16 protein-coding genes are annotated in these 18095 nt (G+C 54.0%); 2 read left to right on the top strand and 14 right to left on the bottom strand.

Going from position 1 to position 18095, the window contains the following annotated elements; genetic code table 11:
• Window positions 1-21 precede the first annotated feature (21 nt).
• The 4 genes from KTT_RS06000 to KTT_RS05985 form a co-directional block, all read right to left on the bottom strand.
• A complete protein-coding gene (locus KTT_RS06000) occupies window positions 22-1302 on the bottom strand; it encodes an alkaline phosphatase family protein (RefSeq protein WP_126595115.1) in 1281 nt (426 codons plus the stop codon).
• Window positions 1303-1500: 198 nt separating this feature from the next.
• Window positions 1501-1764, bottom strand: coding sequence for a hypothetical protein (locus tag KTT_RS05995; protein ID WP_126595114.1), 264 nt, complete (start codon window positions 1762-1764; stop codon window positions 1501-1503).
• A gap of 52 nt (window positions 1765-1816) precedes the next feature.
• Window positions 1817-3586, bottom strand: a complete 1770-nt coding sequence (locus tag KTT_RS05990) for a zinc ribbon domain-containing protein (protein ID WP_126595113.1) — start codon at window positions 3584-3586, stop codon at window positions 1817-1819.
• Window positions 3556-4182, bottom strand: a complete 627-nt coding sequence (locus tag KTT_RS05985) for an IS607 family transposase (RefSeq protein ID WP_160145675.1) — start codon at window positions 4180-4182, stop codon at window positions 3556-3558. Before KTT_RS05985 ends, KTT_RS05990 begins: the two co-directional genes overlap by 31 nt.
• Before the next feature lie 235 nt (window positions 4183-4417).
• Between KTT_RS05985 and KTT_RS05980 the strand changes: the two genes are divergently transcribed.
• A complete protein-coding gene (locus tag KTT_RS05980) occupies window positions 4418-5290 on the top strand; it encodes a GNAT family N-acetyltransferase (protein ID WP_126595111.1) in 873 nt (290 codons plus the stop codon).
• A 52-nt stretch (window positions 5291-5342) separates the two neighbouring features.
• Entirely contained in the window at window positions 5343-6260 is a 918-nt protein-coding gene (locus KTT_RS05975) for a protein DA1 (protein WP_126595110.1), read from the top strand.
• A gap of 38 nt (window positions 6261-6298) precedes the next feature.
• On the opposite strand, the gene KTT_RS05970 is transcribed toward KTT_RS05975, so the two are convergent.
• The 10 genes from KTT_RS05970 to KTT_RS05925 all read right to left on the bottom strand — a co-directional run bounded on the left by KTT_RS05970 (window position 6299) and on the right by KTT_RS05925 (window position 18092).
• Window positions 6299-8011: a M3 family oligoendopeptidase gene (locus tag KTT_RS05970; RefSeq protein ID WP_126595109.1), complete on the bottom strand. Its 1713-nt coding sequence runs from the start codon at window positions 8009-8011 to the stop codon at window positions 6299-6301.
• A 453-nt stretch (window positions 8012-8464) separates the two neighbouring features.
• A complete protein-coding gene (locus tag KTT_RS05965) occupies window positions 8465-9397 on the bottom strand; it encodes an ABC transporter permease (RefSeq protein ID WP_126595108.1) in 933 nt (310 codons plus the stop codon).
• Window positions 9398-9415: 18 nt separating this feature from the next.
• The gene (locus KTT_RS05960) at window positions 9416-10378 is read right to left on the bottom strand and encodes an ABC transporter permease (protein ID WP_126595107.1); all 963 of its coding nucleotides are present in this window, start codon (window positions 10376-10378) and stop codon (window positions 9416-9418) included.
• Between the two features lie 70 nt (window positions 10379-10448).
• Window positions 10449-12155, bottom strand: coding sequence for an ABC transporter substrate-binding protein (locus KTT_RS05955; RefSeq protein ID WP_126595106.1), 1707 nt, complete (start codon window positions 12153-12155; stop codon window positions 10449-10451).
• A 211-nt stretch (window positions 12156-12366) separates the two neighbouring features.
• The gene (locus KTT_RS05950) at window positions 12367-13548 is read right to left on the bottom strand and encodes an AAA family ATPase (protein ID WP_235845613.1); all 1182 of its coding nucleotides are present in this window, start codon (window positions 13546-13548) and stop codon (window positions 12367-12369) included.
• 141 nt (window positions 13549-13689) lie between these two features.
• Window positions 13690-14487 carry an RNA ligase family protein gene (locus KTT_RS05945; RefSeq protein ID WP_126595105.1) on the bottom strand — a complete coding sequence of 266 codons (798 nt, stop codon included), beginning with the start codon at window positions 14485-14487 and terminating at the stop codon, window positions 13690-13692.
• 160 nt (window positions 14488-14647) lie between these two features.
• Window positions 14648-15094 (bottom strand): TIGR03668 family PPOX class F420-dependent oxidoreductase, encoded by a 447-nt coding sequence (locus KTT_RS05940; RefSeq protein ID WP_126595104.1) that lies wholly within the window; start codon window positions 15092-15094, stop codon window positions 14648-14650.
• 35 nt (window positions 15095-15129) lie between these two features.
• Window positions 15130-16038: an LLM class F420-dependent oxidoreductase gene (locus tag KTT_RS05935; protein WP_126595103.1), complete on the bottom strand. Its 909-nt coding sequence runs from the start codon at window positions 16036-16038 to the stop codon at window positions 15130-15132.
• A 172-nt stretch (window positions 16039-16210) separates the two neighbouring features.
• Entirely contained in the window at window positions 16211-16960 is a 750-nt protein-coding gene (locus KTT_RS05930) for a sulfite exporter TauE/SafE family protein (RefSeq protein WP_126595102.1), read from the bottom strand.
• Between the two features lie 154 nt (window positions 16961-17114).
• Window positions 17115-18092, bottom strand: coding sequence for a glycine betaine ABC transporter substrate-binding protein (locus tag KTT_RS05925; protein WP_126595101.1), 978 nt, complete (start codon window positions 18090-18092; stop codon window positions 17115-17117).
• Window positions 18093-18095 lie beyond the last annotated feature (3 nt).

The following is an 18095-nucleotide window of genomic DNA, read 5'->3' as shown; positions in this document are numbered from 1 at the left end:
AATCGATGTGGAGAGTCTTAGTTAAAGCGCCATCAGCATTAGTGGAATCTCCATCTCCTCGGGCGTCAGGCCACCGTGATGGCCCAGGAAGTGCATGCTGAACTTGTTCTCCTCATACCACCAGGCGGTCTCACGTTTGTAGGGGAGAATAACCACGTTGCCCACGCGATCCATGAAGGTGCGCGAAGGCTTCTGCAGGCCAAAGAAGTTCTGGGCCAGCAGATCTCGCGTCAGATAGACATCGGCCTTGTTCGTCAGCCTCTGCCGCAGCTCGTTCACCGCAACCTCCAGGTATTCCTCTTTTATATGTAAGAACATATCGCGCGCCGAGCCGGCCGGCGCCAGCACGTGGCCGCGACTATTGGTCTTGAGGTAGCGATTGATAATCGGCATCTGTTGATTGACGTAATAGGTGTTGTACGGACTGACCTCTACCTGTCCATGGTCTGCTGTCATCATAAACAGGGTCTTGCCGCTGCTGTGCCGTGTGCTCTGCAAGAAGAGCTCATTCATCTGCTTCAGGCAGTGGTCGATTGCCTCGTCCAATTGTTTGGATGTAGGACCGTAATTGTGACAGGTGGTATCGATGCGATCGAAATAGAGGAAGTAGTAGCTGGGATTCTTGTGTGGGCGTTTGAGCATGTCGCTCAGGTTGCTAAAAGCGTCGGATATCAGGTTGTATGGATGAACCTCGGCCCCGCGAAAAACGATATCTGAATAGGTTGATGGGGTATAGGCCTGGTACTGCAGGATATGTGAATCAATGCCCTTCTCTTTCAGTGTCTGGTAGAAGGTTTGGCGCGGGAAGAAGGCCGTTGGCGCGATGCCAGAGCTCTTGATGGTATCGCGCGCTAGCTTATCGCCCGCGAACGAAAACGTCAGTGGCGAGATGATATCGTTGACCAGGGGCTCATAATAGTTCCACTCATAGACGCCGCTCTGACCAACGTTGAGGCCGGTATGGATGCAGGTAACGTGAGCCGCCGTCGTCGACGGAAACTGTGATGTCATCTTTGAGACCATACCGTCCGCCATAAACGTTTTCAGCAACTCATATTTATCCACGTATTTTTCGAAGAAGCGCCAGCCAAAGGCATCGATAAAGAAGAGCACCACCGTATCGTAACGGGTAGGTAGGTCGCCAAAGACATCAAGGGGCAGTGCGCTCTGCCCTTCTCCTGTCAGCAGAAACTGAATCGTCGCGGGAAGATTGGAGAAGCAATAGGAATCGTAACGCGGACGGATGAAGCGCTGGGCAAAACGTGAGCTATTGACTGCCTTGACTGATGCCAAATTGAGCATGCGTATTCCTGCTTCCTATAATAGGAGATCATCTTCTGGCTATGGGCGTCCTATAAATATATTGTACTGGATATCTCTCCAACAGTATATCACGGAACCTGCAAGATGCAGCTAGTCTTTTTTAACTTAGCAGTAAAGTAGATTGGACACAAAAAAGCAGAAGCATGTATATGCTCCTGCTTTTTTGTGTCCAATCTACTATTCACCTTTTTTGTGGTGCTCTTCTTTATGATGTTTCATGACGGTGCGGGCCGCTACCTCCTCGGCACGATCGCCGTAGCGACCACTCTTCTTTGCCGATTCTTTGATGTGCTCGTACTCGCGTTCTTCCTTGGGGCCTACACCCTTAAGCGGTTTCTTCTCAGGCATCTTTTTGTCCTCCTGAATGTCGAAAACTAACTGGCTGATAGCCTGCTTACCGTACACACCTTTGACACGAATCGACCCCGATACCGGCTTCATACCGTTACTAAAATCTACTATTAAGTGCTGTTATCCTTAACTTTTGTTTGCCTTAGCCACAGAATCGAAGCATGATGGGTGTGGCATACGACGAACGGAGCTTCACGGATACTTTCCACCCATTGCAGTAGATTCGTCCTGAGTGCATCAGGTGGTCCCGAAGGACCAGCGGCGGTAACCGTAGCGCCGCCCACATTCCCATGTAGGAAACGGGTTGAACCGACGGGTTCGTGATGACCAGGTGTTTTACCCGTCCGGTGGTGTATGCATGACGAATCAAGGCTGCGCCCAAGCGGGCGATATTTACGGAAGCGGCATAATCTCTGGAACCATTCCAGAGGCATTGTGGATGGGAGCAGGAGAGCCAGGCTCCCCACTCGCTCACGGATGAGCGATGTTCAGGGGAACGAAAGGTGTTGGCGGGGCTGCCACAGCGAGGACAGGTGTGCGAAGTATGGCGAGGCTGCTGCCATTCGAGACGTATCCCAGCAAGGAAACATTTGTAGCGTAGCACCCGCCACAGTTCCCCACGCACCTGGGAGTTATTGCGCCAGTTTCTCCAGCGCCCTTTTGCTCCGCGCCCGCGTCCAGCTGACTTCATCGATTTCAGGGATTCTCCGGCGATCAGCCGACAATCAAAGGCAGTTGCCAACACCAGCAGGATATTGGCTGCCAGGTGCGCCAGGTCGTTATTTCTGGCTTCGTACTTCCGCCAGCACCGACTGATCTCCCGGCGCACGATGGAAAGCGCTTCCTCTGAGGGTTTGCGCCTGGGATCGCCAGAGGGATATCGATCCCGTTGCTGTTCCAGTCGGGCCACATTGGCTTTGAGTTGGTCGATTTGGCGACGCAAACGAGCTTGTCGGCCATCAAACGGGCCGGTGTTGAGAAAGAACGGACGCCCGATCTGGTGGCCGTCGAGATCGACCACGCTGGCGGTCACCAGCACCCTGACGCCCCAATCGAAGCCCAGGACCGTCTGAATTTCTGCAAAGGGGGCCGACTCGTCCACCGGAACCTCGATGATGAAATCCAGCACGGCGGAGCGAACGCCATCAGCCTCGACGATTTCTCGCAACGTGGGAGCGAGTGGATGCCCAGCTTTTGCTCGCCCCACCACGAAGTCAGGCAGCTTCATCTGAACGGCCTTCTCGCGCCAATTCCGTCCCCATGTTCCCTGCACATCGGGAGTACGCAAGGCAAGTGTGAGACGCTTCTGATCAAGATCATAGCTCATGCGATAGGTTTGCCCCATCTCTGGTCCATCGTCGCCAGCATACGGTAAGATGCTTGCTTTGAGCACGGGAATCGGTTGCATCTCTTCGTAGGTGCTGGGGAAACAGCCGTTTGCCAGGTAAAAGTTGCACGCCTGCTCGATCAGGCTTTGCAGTTCGACCGCGTTTCCTCCATCTGAATTGATCTCACACAGATCGGTCAATGCTTGCTTGATAACCTTCCGCTTCTTTCCAGCCCGTTTCGTCTCTGTTTTGGGCTGGATCATTCCTTGTTCGAGCAGAGGGAGAACCAGCGCGAACTGCTGTTTGCGCTCGGCTTGCCCCCGAAGAATCCTTCCTGCTTGCTCAGCCTCGCAACGCCATTGCCGATGACCATGAGCAAGGGGGGGAGCCATCATCTCCTCAATCTGTTTGTAGGCGTACCTGTTGCTGCGCGTGGCAAACTCGTCAAGGCGCTCCCATAGAGCCGTAACCGTGAGATTGATCACCTCACGGGACGTATCGAGGAGTCGCAGTGCATCCGCCTGGATCTCATCCGGCAGACGCAGCGGATAGCTCAGGGATTGTTGATCACGGCCTGTGCGCACTTCAAGAGCTCTTTCTGTTTGTGAGAACGCATGCCATACAGTCGCCCTGAAAACGAGGCGATTACGGCCAGCAGATCATCCGTCAGTTCTTGCTCTGGCGTTTTCTCTTCTCCTGGTTCCAACACCGTGAGGGTGACGCCGAAGGAGGCAAAAAGCGTTTCCAGGTATTCTTGCCCAAAGCGTGTTAAGCGATCTTCGTAGGTGATAGCGACTTCCCTCACTTTGTCTTCACAGACCAACGTGAGAAGCCGCCGCAACTGCTTGCGGGAGGCGGAGAGTCCTGAGCCAATATCGGAGAGCACCAACAGTTCCTGTCCACGACGTTCGTTTGCTGCCCACACGTGAAGACGCTGGAGTTGAATGTCCAAGTCGTCTTTTTGTCCATGCCCGCTCACACGCCCATAGAGGACGAGCAGACGGCCATCAATTTTCCCCACCAGTCGCTCGATTTCCGACCGAGGGATACGCGCTTCGTTTCCCACACGGATCGCCTGGATTTTGCCAGCTTTCACCCATTTGCGCACGGTGAAAGGATGTAATCCCAACTCGTGAGCCGCACGGCTGACTCGCAACAGCTTCGGTTCTTCTTCTTTCACTGGATTGAAAACCACCTACAGATATTTATAGATAGCATAACATAATTACAGATTTTTGGCAACTGTCAAATACCCTATTTATGAGCGGTATTCTTCGAGATCTACCCATTATTCCGGTAAAGGGTGCAGCTTTTTCTATACTTTTTTTCGCTTTCATTGTATGATGCATAGTATATAGATGATGTTGGGGCAATGCGATGGTTAGTATGAATAGAGAAAGAATAGACATAGCTGAATGAGTAGTAAACAGGGTCTGTATATCGCGCAAGGATTAAGTCAGGATGAACTGAGCGCGATCCGTAATCTGGCCGACGAATGTAACGCGTATGAGCATTTAGATCTCAAATTGAATTGGAATAGCCTGCAGAAGCGCCCGCAGGATGAGAGTAATGATTTTTTGTACTATGAAGAGGGCAAACTGGTTGGCTACCTGCCGATCTTTTGTTTTAATAGCCAGGAGGCCGAGGTCAGCGGCATGGTTGCGCCCGCCTGGCGCCGCCGTGGCATTTTTGCAACCTTGCTTGAGGCCGCGCGTAAAGAATGTCAGAGACGGCAATTGCCCTCGCTGCTGTTTATCGTCGAACATCAATCCGCATCTGGACAGGCCTTTGTAGCAGCACTGCAGCCACAATATGATCATTCTGAGTATAAGATGGCTTTTCAAGCGCCACAGCCACCGGATCTGTCAGCCTCTTCTCCGCTCCAATTTCGCCGCGCCGGTCTGGCTGATCGTGCCACCTTGAAGCTGATTACCGCAGCCGCGTTTGCGATGCCGGAGGATGAAGTTGACTGGTACTCGACCAGGCTGCTGACCGATGAGCAGCGCGCTTTCTATCTGGCCAGCGTCGATGGTGTGGTGGTTGGTAAGATTGATGTGTTTAGAAGTGAACGCGAGGCTTATATCGCGGGCGTCGGTGTACTGCCCCGGTATCAGAAGCGCGGTTATGGGCGGCAGATGCTGATCTACGCGTTGCATGAGATCTTGAAAATCGGGCCGATAAATATCGTGTTAGAGGTGGCGGTTGAAAACGAGCATGCGCTGGGTCTTTATACCTCCTGTGGCTTCGTGCAACTGAGCCGTTACGATTATTACCGTCTGCCAATATAAGGGCAGGCGAAGCAGAGTCAAGCTACATTATCTGCAGTAGGAAGCAGGCAACATGGGCGCAGTACAACCAGTTTGTAAGGGCTGTGGACAGCCGATCTGGAGCAATTACCTCAGGGCTCTGGGGGCGACCTGGCATCCTGAGCACTTTATCTGTGCGGGCTGTGGTCAGATAATCCAGGGGAGTACTTTCCAGGTTCACCAGGGGGCTCCTTATCATAGCGAGTGCTACAATCGCCAGATCGCACCTCGCTGCGTTTACTGCCACAGGCCCCTGGTGGGCGAATTTCTGGTTGACTACTGGGGCCAGAAATTTTGTCGCGAGCACGAGCAGCAGTTCCCCCACTGCGCCTATTGTGGTCGCCTGGTTCCACCGCAGCAGCAGGAGCCCGGCGCCGAGGCCATTCGCTGTTCCGTATGCCGCAGTAGCGCCATTGAGGGCTCGACCGAAGCTAAACCACTCTTCTCGCGCGTCATCCGCTGGATGAACAGCCAGGGCTTGATGTATAACAATCTGCGCCTCAGCCTGGACCTATGCGGGCGCGCCCATCTGAACGACCTGCTGCGCGAAGGCAACATCGGACATTCCCTGGGCGCGACGACCAGCGCCATGTATACCCAGAATGGACGCCTGATCCGCACCGAGATCAACGGGATCGCCGTGCTCCAGGGCCTGCCCGCGATCCTTTTTCAGGGGGTGACCATCCACGAGCTCGGCCATGTCTGGCTGATTGTGAACGGCATCCACCAGCTGCCATCCTGGGCTGAAGAAGGCTTCTGCGAACTACTCTCCTATCGCTACTACCAGGAAACCAATACCCACGAGGGCCGCTACCATAGCCTGAGCAAAGAGCGCAACACCGACCCTATTTATGGCGATGGCTTTCGGCGCATGCGCGCCCTGGCCGATCGCGTTGGCTTCCCCACTCTGATTGAGACGTTGCGCACCACCAAACGCCTGCCCGCCTTTTAAATGTACATGTGCCCTCAAAGGCACATGTACAGGTTGTTTTACATTTCCAGTTCTGTGATTTGCGCTGTGATGAACTGCACCACATCTTGCAGGGTTTCCGTGTCGAAGGCAAACTTTGCGCCTGCGGCTGTGTACAGATCAGGGAGTGAGTGCGTAGCACCTAGCGACAGAGCATAGCGATAGCGTCTGATAGCGGCTTTGGGATCACGTATGTAGTTGCGCCAGACCTGAAGCGCACCAATGGTGGCGAATGCATACACGATATAATAGAATGGCACTAGAAAGAAGTGCAGCGTATGCTGCCAGCCGTGGCTGTTGAAGCTTTCCAACTCGCGCCAATCGAGGTAGGGCTCAAAGCGCCTGCCTAGCTCTACCCACTTTTGGCCGACCGCTTCAGGTTCTACTGCCTGTTCTGGATACTCATACACCCAATGCTGAAAGGCGTCGCCACGCATCATTCTTGTGAGATCTCTTATCGTTTCTTCTAGATGCTGCAAGCGGATAGCGTGTGCTTCTTGCTCTGTACATATTCCGGAAGAAGCCAGGTGCATGGCGCCAATATATTCCATACTGGTTGAGGCTACCTCTCCAAACTCGATCGGAATCATTGTTTCGCTGCGCTGGTGCAGATAGGGTAGGTGGCGCGCCTCAAATGCGTGGAAGGCATGCCCCGCCTCGTGACAGCACAGGTATAAGATATCCTGAATATTCATCGCATGACCAAAAATGAATGGTAGTTGTTTGACATCCAGGATCGCATTATATCCACCGGGTGCTTTGTCAGGCCGCTCATCCAGATCGAAGCAGCGCTCTTTAATCATGTTAGTAAAATAGCTGCCTAGCGCCGGGTCGATCTGCCCAAACATACGAGCGCATTGACGCAGGTGCTTCTCAATATCTCTAATTGTGCGCGGCTCGGCGCTGGTTCGCGCGTTGACGGTAAGGTCCCAGGGACGTAGGGTCTCGACTCCCAGTAACTGGCGCCTTTTTTCTGCTAACCGGACGGCCAGCGGAACAACGACGCGCTCAACCGCTTCGTGCAGCATTTTGCAGTCGGTAGGAGTGTAATCGAAACGATAGAGTTGTTGCCAGCGGTAATCTCGATAGTTGTTGTAGCCTGCATTGCGTGCTATCTGCTGACGAATCTGCACGCTTTGCCGCCAGACCTCATTGATGGCCACATAATCCTCGCTCTTGCGTGCCTGGAATGTTTTCCATGCCTGCTTGCGTCGTTCGCGATCGGGACTCTGGATGATAGAAAGAAGCGAAGAGATGGGAACCTCTTTCCCTTCCCATTGTGCTATCTGAGATCCATTGATGCTCATATATGTTTCGCCGAGTTTCTTCTCCTCATTTAGTAGAGGTATATTATCCGAGCGGAAAAGTTGCGCGTCCGCGCGTAGTTTGCTAAGAGGGATGGTGAGTTCCGCGGGGTGCAGACCACTATCCAGTAATTGCTGTTTGATCTGTTGCTCAAAGGGTTGCACATATGTAAAGATTTCATCCAGAAAGCGCTGCCTGCGCTGTGAGACTGTTTCATCGGCTGTATCGCGAGTGGTTGCGATTTCCAACCAGGTATTTGTTTCGCTGACCAGCGCACTCAACAGCGACCACTGCTTCAGCCACGCTTCCAGCGTTTCATCTGACAGTGGCGTTGCTATCAGCTCACGATACCATGGTTCGATTTGTGTCCACTGTAACTGCTCAAATGTCTCACTGCTTTGGGGAAGAGGACTATACTGTCTGTTCATTGCTATTTCTCGTTTCTTACCTGGTTATCGGGCAAAAACTACCCCTGGAAGAGATTTGAATGGTTGAAGATAGCTCCTGAGAGCCAATTCATGAGAGAGGTTGGTTATGCACTTCGCAGAGACAGAGGGAGAATCACCAGTTTATCAGGCAAAAAGAAGCATCGAGTTTTTGAGCGCTACACAGCAATGGAACGATCTGCTGTTAGTTTAACAAGTCCTGCTTCTTAGAATATGAGCCACCTGCTACCCCCATAGTTGCTGAGGTGCATAACCCCATCGAAACGAGAAATCTGTTCATCCAGCACACCTCCTTTCAACCATAAGGGACGACGATCAATGCAATGAGTATACCATTGTACCCTCCATTTTACAATATGCCTGGTTTTCCTTAAAAATGTGGGTATGCCCCCTCAGGAGTGATGGCAGGCTTTAACCATAAAGGGGGCACCATATTTATCGCTCGGTCATATGTGGATCAAGGGCGTCGCGCAGGCCATCTCCGACCAGGTTGCAGCTAAGCACCGTGAGAAAGATCAGGATGCCAGGGATCAGGATCAAGAGCGGCGATGAGTCAAAGTAGTCGCGTCCCTGATTGATCATGCTGCCCCAACTGGCGATCGGGATGCTGACGCCGAAGCCGAAAAAGCTGAGTACCGATTCCAGGATGATGTTGCTGCCCACCAGCAAGGTGGCGTTGACGATGATGGGTCCCGCCGCGTTAGGCAGGATATGATAGAACATCAGCCGGGAACCGCGCGCTCCAATGGTGGCGGCCGCCTGCACAAATTCTCTCTGCTTCAAGGCCAGGAATTCACCACGTACCAGGCGCGCCGAGGTGGTCCAGCCAAAGATGGCGATCAGGAAGATCACGCTGGTCGGGGTCCCATCAGCGAAGGTTGCCGAGAGCACGAAGAGTAGCAGGTAGAGTGGAATGGTGAGGATGGTGTCGGTCAGACGCATCAGGATATTGTCGATCCAGCCCCCATAGTAGCCGGCCAGCGCCCCGATCAGCGTACCCAGCAGAATCGAGATAAGCATGGAGCTCAAGGCGACCAGTAGCGAGATGCGCCCACCGATCATGGCGCGTGCGAAGGTATCACGTCCCAGATTGTCGGCCCCGAAGGGATATTGCCAGGAAACGCCGGCGAACGGCGTGGTCTGCCCCACCGCGTTGGGACTGTCATGTCCTGGTATGAGCGGTATGAAGAGGCAGCAGATGACCAGGATGATCAGAAAGACCGCGCCAATTGTGGCCACGCGGTTGCGCACAAAGCGATCAAAGATGATCCTTCCCTGGCTGCGCCTCTGCTGGGTGAGCTCGGCTGTCATCTCCTGCGGCAGTTCAAAATCTTCCTCGGGTATCTGGACCTGTTCAGATGTATCCATGGTGGACCTGCCTTTCAATTATGCATAGCGGATGCGTGGGTCCATCACGCCGTAGAGAATATCGGCGATCAAGTTAAAGATAATGACGAAGATCGCGCTTAACAGCAAGGCTGTCAACAGGACCGGATAATCGCGCCGATTCAGCGAATCGATGAAGAGCTGTCCCATGCCCGGCCAGGCGAAAACGCCTTCGGTAATGGCGGCCCCGCCCGCGACCGAGCCGAAATCGATAGCCACGATCGTGATCAGGGGAATGACAGCGTTGCGTAGCGCGTGCTGCAGCAGCAGCCTGCCCGGAGCCACTCCTTTCGCGCGCCCCGTCCGCATATAATCTTGCCGGGACACATCGATCATACTGGTGCGCAGGTAGCGGCTCCAGCGCGCTGTAAAGGTAACGGCCAGCACGATCATCGGCATTACCAGGTGCATCAGGTGATCCAGAAAGGCGTTGAACGGACTAAACGTATAGCCCAGGGTCGCCGTTCCCGATGGCGGCAGCCAGTTCAAGGTTGAGGCAAATACATCCTGCATGATCAGTCCAAGTAAGAAGATGGGCATTGAGATCCCAAAATAAGCCAGGGTCGTGATAGTATAATCCGTCGATCTGCCTTGATGGGCAGCCGAGAGGGTGCCCAGCAGAACTGTCAGGATGAGTGAAAGCACAAAGGCGGTGACGAACAGCTCCAGTGTGGCCGGAAAGCGCTGGGCCAGTACCTCGTTGACTGGCTGGCTGGTGTAGAGCGAGTTGCCAAAGTTGCCGTGCAGCGCGTTGCCGATCCACTTCAGATACTGTACCGGCAGCGGATCGTTGAGGCCAAAGCTGGCGCGCAACGCCTGCCGACCCGCCGGGTCCAGATTTGGATTATCATACACAGCATCCGGCCCACCCGGTATGGCGTGGATCAGCAGGAACATCAAGATTGAGGTCAAAATCAACAACGGAATAGCCTGTAGCAGCCGCCGTATCAAGTATTGTCCCATAGACAGCTTCCTTCTTTTATTGGTATTGTGAAGGTTGTGGCGTCATGACGCCACAACCTTCACAACTCTACTAGCCTTTGGCGGGACAATTCCCGTTATCGCACCACCAATCCATGATACCAACCGTCTCCGAGGCTACGAACGGACCCGGCTTGTAGTTGTGGGTACCATTGATCGCGACGGAAAGGTCATTGGCACTAAACAGGGTTACGGTTGGATAATCCTTCAACAGGATATCATGAATCTGGTTAAAGACCTGCTGGCGTGCATTGGCATCGGTTGTCTGCTGCTCTTTGCTGAACAGGGCATCCAGTGCTGGATTGCAGTACCAGTTGAAGTTCGATTTGCCGATCTGATCGCAGGCATAGTTAGCCGCATCATTGGCATCATAGTTATAGCTACTGGTCCACTCCGCCATGTCATAGCTGCCCGCTTTGCCACTCTGTAAGAAGGTGCTGAAGAAGGTTGAGGCTGGATAGTTATGAATATCTATCTTGATGCCGATCTTCTGCAGATCGGACTGGATGATCGTCTCATCCTCTTCACGCCAGGCGTTATTAGCGGTGGTAGAATACTGGAACTCCAGGCGCAGACCATTTTTCTGCCGCACCTTATCCGCTCCCATCTTCCAGCCCGCTTTATCCAGCAGCTGGTTGGCGCCGTCGACATTAAGCGCGGGACATTTCGCGTCTTCCTGATAGCCGGGTTTGTAGGCCGCACTGTGATCGGTGCAGATGGGCTGGGCCGCCCCCAGGCGCGCTACCTGGATCAACTGCTTCTGGTCTATGGCCATCGCCACCGCCTGCCGCACATTGACATCCTTCAGCGCCGGATTGTTCTCATTAAAATGGATCGCCTCGTAGCCGGCCGAAGTCGTCTGGATCAACTGGTAGTTGCTGAGCTTCTTATAGGCAGGGATCTTTGAGGCATCCAGGAACCAGGCCGAATCGATTGCCCCCGACTTCAGGTCCTCCAGGACCGTAGACTGGTTGCCAACGGCTCGGAAGATAACCTTGTTCAGGTGCGGTAGATGCTCGGAGGCGCGATAATATTTGGGATTGCGTACAACGGTGTAGTGGTCGCCGGGCTTGCTTTCTGACATCATAAATGGTCCACTCACCACGCTAGGGAAGCGGTTATCGGCCGACTTCTTGATCTGGTCCGGTGGAATGCTTTCAAAATGATGTTTGGGGATGGGTGCATAGCCACCATCGGTCCAGGCGGTCAAGAATGGAGCAAAGGCATCTTTAAGATGGAAAGTGATCGACAGCTTATCGGATGAGACCTCGGCCGATTGAATATGATTGATGACATTGGTATTTGATGCGGCAAATTTGGGATTTTTCCAGAGCTGCCAGGTAAATAACACATCATCGGCGTTCAGTGGTTGTCCATCGGACCAGACCAGGTTGGGACGTAGATGGAAGGTCCAGGTTTTCTGGTCCTGACTGATATCACCATTGGCGACTGTCGGTATGCGCGTGGCCAGCCCTGGATGAATCTGCCCCTGGGCATCGCCGATGAAGAGCGGTGTATACAGGGCCTGCATCACCATCTGGGCGAAGGTCTGTACCGTTGCGTTGGGGATAAACGAGTCTGGTTCATTGACCAGATCGTCGATCCAGGTTCCCCCATTGGTAACGGCTGTATTGTTGGTCTGAGATGGTTTATTCGCTGTGCCAGCCGGCGTACAGGCGCTCATTATGAGCGTCAATATTGTGACGCCAGAAAGGATGAGTGTTATGAACCGATAGCGGTGTCGGATGTTCGCGAACATGTTGAACTCCTCGAAGATACGGATCGCCAGGTGAGCAGGTTCGCTGCAAAATAGCTATAAATAACAGCGACCATATCGATGCCTGTTTGACCCGGGATTGTTGCGGGAAATAACCTTTCCTCAACTCTCACTGCGATAGGGATACATGTTGGGATATTTGTCCTGATTTTACTGTCTGTTCAGGATAGCTGGCGGATGCGCTCCTCTCTAGTCAGTGGTTGTTGATCCACTCAACCTGGTGGGCCTCTGTGACGTCAGGCACCTCCAGTTTGTCTAAAAGCTTATCAATAACGGCTACAGGGATGCTGGTGCTCCTTTCACCATTCCTCTTTAGTATGACGTCGTAAGGGGCATTTAAATATACGATATGGGTGCGAGCTTTATAAGAAATGAAAAAATCGATTAGTTGCTGTCGTAATAAGCGGGTGGTATTGGTAGCGTTCCAGACGAAGGACTGCTTCTGGCGCATGTATTCGCGCGCCCGTTCACGCGCCAGTTGTACGACGTGGCCCTGATCGTCCAGGGCTGTAACTTTCAGCTCTTTGCGAATGGCATCCAGTGAGATAGTAGGCCAGGAGGCGTAGTGGTGCCGCAGCCAGTAATCTTTGCCGACTCCCGGTAAGCCTGATAGCAATACAACTTCAAAGTCGGTATCGTCGTACGCTTTGTAGTCGGGATAGCCCTGCGTACTATGCAGATAAACGAAGCGGCTGTAATCAGACGCAAAGGCCCGTGGTGCTGTATAGCACTGCTGCTCCTGGCACAGCAGGCGGAAGAGCTCGACGCGCTCCAGTAGTTCAGCTTGATCGGCGCAGATGCGACCACGTACATCGGCCTCGGCCAATAATGCCAGGTGGTCCAGACGCACATTCTGGCTGGCCTCAATCACTGCCTTCTCTGGATTGCTCCGGTTCAAGAACTGTAGCGGCAGGCCATGCAGGCGTACCAGGCGCGCGATATACTCGCGCTGCGCAAAGGGTACAGGATTTGTCAGTTCCTTGCCGGTCCAGAGGATGCGCCGACTGAGAAACTCGCCACGGCGCGCATGACCGCGCGAACTGATCATACCGTCCGACTCGATTTTTGTGCAGGCAGGTTTGCCTACGTCGTGCAAGAGAGCGGCCGCAAACAACTGCTGGCGTTCATCCACTGGCAATGAACGCCACTGTTCATGCTGGACCAGCGCGTCCGCGACCATATGCGTATGGATCAGCACATCACCCTCGGCATGGTAGGCTGGATATTGTGGTACGCCATCCATTGCCTGTAGCCACGAAAATTGTTGTTGTAGGGCCTTCCAATTCAGATGCCACTGGTTGTCTGGCCGTGGACAATACGGAAAGAGACTTTCACCTGATTGAACGGGCGGCTGCATATAAGGCGTATATATCATTCAACACCTCATTCTTCCTTGGTGTGGTGGTGCAGCAGGAGCGCAAATGCGCCCCTGCTGCACCACCACACCAAAAAGGCGCGGCCGCGCAGCGGACGCGCGTGTGGGGGCGCTCACGAGCCCCTCTCTATATGACGAGGGTCAGGCACTCTCTGAAAATAGAGAGGTCCCTGGCTGTAAGAGATTGGGGATGATTGGGCGATTCATCCAATGGGTGTCTGAGCTCTGGATAGCCTGTCTGAAGCTGTTACGCACGTACTTCCAGCGTTCCCGCACACAGCCATCCTCTTCGACTTTGATGTAGAGACCTTCCATCAGGTTGCTGGGATCGGTTTCTTTGATGGCCTGCTCGCTGCGCAGTTGCTTTTCCTCGCAGAGGGCGCGCAGGCGGTCCAGATGATCATCAGCGATATAGGGAGAGCGTGTCAGCATTGCCTGGAGCTGCTGAATCCTTTGGAGCCGGCCCTGATAGAGCACCCTGGTCGAGACCACAAATGGTAACTGCCGCAGGAAGCTCTGGCGTCGTTCGGTGCTTAAAAATGTCGCCGTGTGTTTGTCATAGATATCAAACTCCAGAAAGTAGTGTGGCAGGTCAGTATAGAAGACGGTATGTTTGGCGTAGAGCCATTCGCCGTAAAGGATATAGCGGTCGGTCAGCACACGCTGAAACTCTGAGCTATAGCTATAGGCCCAGGTTTTGAACAGCTGGAACTGAGCTTCGCGCGGACCGCCGGTTAAATAGTGCCCGCGACTCTGCAGGAGCACCTGACCCGTTTCGTCACAGCTAATGGCGCTATTGGCCCCATCGACCTTCTCTTCAACCACCAGCCGCTTGCCGCGTAGCTCACGAAAGGGCAGGATGGATAGATCCTCATCGCCTGTCTGGATGCCAGAACCTTCAATATGGGGTGTACGAGGGTATTTATAGATAGCGGACATAACATTTCCTCCTCCTCCAAATGCAGCATCTTCTGGCCGGTAAGCTTCCATATCATGCATCAATATATTTAAACTGTCAATAGGCAAAAAGCGTTCTGTTGTGAGGTAGTTGTGAGGATATGGGGAATTTCACAGAAAAGCGATATGGACTGGCGCTACTCTATGGCTGGAGCGCGGGTCCCCAGGAGCGGATGCGCCGAGGCGTGAGCATAATGAATGGGGCCTGTTCAAGGGCCATATCGCGATACTGGCTGTAGCGTTCGCGCAGGAGTTTCATAGCCGGGGTGTGAAGCGGATGGTCAGGATAGATTAGTTCGGCATGGCCGTAAACCTGTACGTAGCCGAGCTGGCTCCAATCGTCGCTGTACTGGTCGATGAGCAGGCTGGCCTCGTGGCGCGCCTCGATGTTGTGTACCCGGCGCAGCTGCGTGCCGGGTACACGTTTCGGCTTCTCGTCCAGTGGCGTAAAGAAATGGGTACCATCGAAGGCATAGCAGACCGGCACCAGCGTCGGGCTCCCCTGCTCATTGGAGGTGGCCAGGCGCGCCACGCGCAGGCGCAGCACAAAATCCTTCTCAACCAGGCTCAATTGCGTCCGTGGCGCCATGGATCGATGGTCCTTTCTTTCTTGCTACCGGTTGGTTAGCGGCCGGCTACTTTGATCTTCTCTACCTCGGGCACGATGCGTGTGGCCAGCAGATCGAAGGGTTCCGGGTCGGATACGTTGGGCATGTTGAAGATCGCCTGGTCGATTCCCATCTCAGCCAGGTTGCCGAAGAGATCGATGGCGGCGTTGGGTGAGAGCGTATTATTGCGTCCATCTTTTGTAATGTGCAGCGTATCCAGGGTGGTCTTCTCAATGTCGGTATAGGGACGACCAAGGGTCTGGCAGTGGTCCTGCAGGATACCGAGCTTGCGCCGTAATTCATCCTTGCCCATGCGGGCGAACAGGTTGCAGGCGTCACCATATTGAGCCACCAGGCGCAGTGTCTTCTTTTCGCCGCTGCCGCCAACCAGGATTGGTGGATGCGGCTTCTGTACTGATAGTGGTGAGTTGAGGGGCCGCTCCAGGTGATAATGGGTGCCATTGAATGGCTTCTCATCTCCGGACCACATCTGGTGCGCGAGCCGTAGGGTCTCTTCCAGCCGCTCGAAGCGCTCGGCCAGGGGAGGGAAGGGGACGCCCAGACCCTTGTGCTCCTCTTCATTCCAGGCGGCGCCGATGCCGAAGTAGGCGCGACCGTGCGAGAGCACATCCAACGTCGTGGCGGTCTTGACCAGCAAGCCTGGATGGCGATAGGTAACGCCGGTCACCATCGTACCCAGTTTGATGCGGTTGGTGTGTCCGGCGGCGAAGGCCAGTGCGCTCCAGCCTTCCAGCATCTCATTCTCAGCTGGGCCGACCATGCTGATCTGAAAGAAATGGTCCATTACCCACAGACTATAGAGGCCGGCGCGTTCGGCGCGCGCGGCGATGGTAGCAAATGTATCCCCAATCAATCCCTGATCCTGCGACCAGGTAAAGCTGGGCACCTGTACTCCTAAACGCATAGCTACTCCTTAAATGTCACATGATTCGACTATTTTTGATAAACTGATCAGTTGTTGTTTGTTTCGTTATTCGTAATCAGTATACAACCGCTGGATGCTGATATGCAGGTTCTTGCATATGGATAACCTGTACCGCTGGCCTGCTCGATGCCCTGACTTACGCATATTGCGATTAGCTCGGATTGATCAAGAGTAGAGCACCCAGGACCAGGATGATTACGAATACGTATTGTTTGAACTTCTCGGTTGGAATGCGTCGGTGGAGAAACATGCCCAGCAAGGTAGCGATGATGATGGCGGGGAGCGAGAGTCCGTAGAGCAGAAACAGGTTGCCGGTCCAGAGGCCGCCGAGGGCCTGGCCAATGACCACAAAGATGCCGGCAATCAGGAAGTGCGCCTGCAGCGTGCCATGGAAGCGGGATTGATTCCAGCGGCGCAGTGTGCCATACACAACGACCGGGATGCCCGTCACATTATAGGCGCTACCCAGGGCACCGGCGGCGAAGCCAAATGGAAGAATCCAGTATCTATTTTCCGGCAACAGGGACGTAGCCGTCTGGGTGATGGCATCGCGTATCAATGAATAGATGCTATAGCCAATCAGAAAAACTCCCAGCGCTTTGGTGATAATAGCCGCCGGAGCGAACTTCACCAGCGCCAGCCCAACTGGAATGCCCAGGATCGTGGCGATGCTCAGCATGAGTAAGGCGGAGCGGTCGATGTGGCGCCAGCCAGAAGAGATGGTCATTCCGGCCACCGTGAGACCGGCCAGTCCGATCAGCGCGATCGATGTATGGAGACTGACCGGCAGTAATGCCAGCAACGGCATGCTGATGACCGCTTCCCCAAATCCAAAGGTGGCTCGCATCAGTGCCCCCGCGAAAACCACCGCGACCACCAGGACAATGATTGCTGTCGTCATCACTAAGAATCCTTTCCGGCTGTGCTGCTAAACTCTTGAAATAATGAATAAAGGATGCCACCATATCTCTCCTCTGAATGAGAGAAGGACCGTCGCCCAGCATATGCTGGATGGCGGTCCCTGGTTGGTGGTCAGAAAACTGGCGTTGACAGGCTTACTGGCAACCGTTCTTCTTACAGAAGCCCTGATCCTTCAGCCACTTGGTCGCGGCCTCGGTGATGGCTTTGGACTGTGACATGCCAGAGTTGACGTTGTCGGCGACAGCTTTCTGCAGCTGCAGGCTGACGTCGGTGGTGATCTTTGGCGCCAGCGCGTTCAGAGCAGTGGCGATGTCCGGAGACTTCTGCAGCACGCTATCGCGAACGATAGGGGCTGGATGGTAGGCCGGGAATGCGTGCTTGTCGTCATCCAGCGCGATCAGGTTGTTGGCGTTGATGCCGTTGTCGCTGGAGTAGCAGAAGTTGGCATCCGACTGACCGCCGCCAACCTCTTTGAAACCGATGGTGTAGTCGACTTTATGCACAGCCTTGAAGCTTTCCAGGGTCAGGCCATACTTTGGTTTCAGGTAGTCGAACACATAGCTGCTATCGCTGGGCAGGTCAAAGGTAATCTGCTTGGCTTTCGATGCCAGGTCCGAGATGTTTTTCAGGCCCATGGAATTGCCCGATTTGGTGCAGATGGCATAGGTGTCGTTCAGCGGCGAATAGTCCAGCCAGTCGATCTGGAACTGCTGCTTGAAGCCATCCTTCACGGTCTGGTAATCCTGCTGATCGTTCAGCGATGATGTCTTTTTCAAGGCATCCAGGCCAGTGGCCGTGAACTCAGGATACAGGTCGATGGCGCCGCTCTTGATGCCCTGGAAAACGATGGTATTGTTACCAAAGGCGGGCTTCTCGTTCACCTTGAAGCCCGCGTCTCTGAGCACCAGGGTGTAGAGCTTGGTCAGCAGTTTGGACTCTGTATCAAGCTTTCCACCAACGGTGATGGAAATATTGGCGTTCTTATTAGTGTCGCCGCCACCTGTTGTTGTGCTGCTACCGCCGGAGCCGCCGCAGGCGGTGAGCAGTAACAGAGGTACGCAGGCTAACGCGAAAAGGGTCTTTGCTCGTAGTGAGCGGAATACTGAAGGCATTTT

Origin of the sequence: Dictyobacter aurantiacus, from assembly GCF_003967515.1 — a bacterium.
Taxonomy (GTDB): domain Bacteria; phylum Chloroflexota; class Ktedonobacteria; order Ktedonobacterales; family Ktedonobacteraceae; genus Dictyobacter; species Dictyobacter aurantiacus.
This window is presented reverse-complemented; position numbering and strand designations above follow the sequence as displayed.

Excerpts from the sequence above, each read along its gene's own strand:
- KTT_RS06000 (WP_126595115.1), bottom strand. The coding sequence starts at position 1,302 with ATGCTCAATTTGGCATCAGTCAAGGCAGTCAATAGCTCACGTTTTGCC.
- KTT_RS05995 (WP_126595114.1), bottom strand. The coding sequence starts at position 1,764 with ATGAAGCCGGTATCGGGGTCGATTCGTGTCAAAGGTGTGTACGGTAAG.
- KTT_RS05980 (WP_126595111.1), top strand. The coding sequence starts at position 4,418 with ATGAGTAGTAAACAGGGTCTGTATATCGCGCAAGGATTAAGTCAGGAT.
- KTT_RS05975 (WP_126595110.1), top strand. The coding sequence starts at position 5,343 with ATGGGCGCAGTACAACCAGTTTGTAAGGGCTGTGGACAGCCGATCTGG.
- KTT_RS05970 (WP_126595109.1), bottom strand. The coding sequence starts at position 8,011 with ATGAACAGACAGTATAGTCCTCTTCCCCAAAGCAGTGAGACATTTGAG.
- KTT_RS05965 (WP_126595108.1), bottom strand. The coding sequence starts at position 9,397 with ATGGATACATCTGAACAGGTCCAGATACCCGAGGAAGATTTTGAACTG.
- KTT_RS05960 (WP_126595107.1), bottom strand. The coding sequence starts at position 10,378 with ATGGGACAATACTTGATACGGCGGCTGCTACAGGCTATTCCGTTGTTG.
- KTT_RS05955 (WP_126595106.1), bottom strand. The coding sequence starts at position 12,155 with ATGTTCGCGAACATCCGACACCGCTATCGGTTCATAACACTCATCCTT.
- KTT_RS05950 (WP_235845613.1), bottom strand. The coding sequence starts at position 13,548 with ATGATATATACGCCTTATATGCAGCCGCCCGTTCAATCAGGTGAAAGT.
- KTT_RS05945 (WP_126595105.1), bottom strand. The coding sequence starts at position 14,487 with ATGTCCGCTATCTATAAATACCCTCGTACACCCCATATTGAAGGTTCT.
- KTT_RS05940 (WP_126595104.1), bottom strand. The coding sequence starts at position 15,094 with ATGGCGCCACGGACGCAATTGAGCCTGGTTGAGAAGGATTTTGTGCTG.
- KTT_RS05935 (WP_126595103.1), bottom strand. The coding sequence starts at position 16,038 with ATGCGTTTAGGAGTACAGGTGCCCAGCTTTACCTGGTCGCAGGATCAG.
- KTT_RS05930 (WP_126595102.1), bottom strand. The coding sequence starts at position 16,960 with ATGACGACAGCAATCATTGTCCTGGTGGTCGCGGTGGTTTTCGCGGGG.
- KTT_RS05925 (WP_126595101.1), bottom strand. The coding sequence starts at position 18,092 with ATGCCTTCAGTATTCCGCTCACTACGAGCAAAGACCCTTTTCGCGTTA.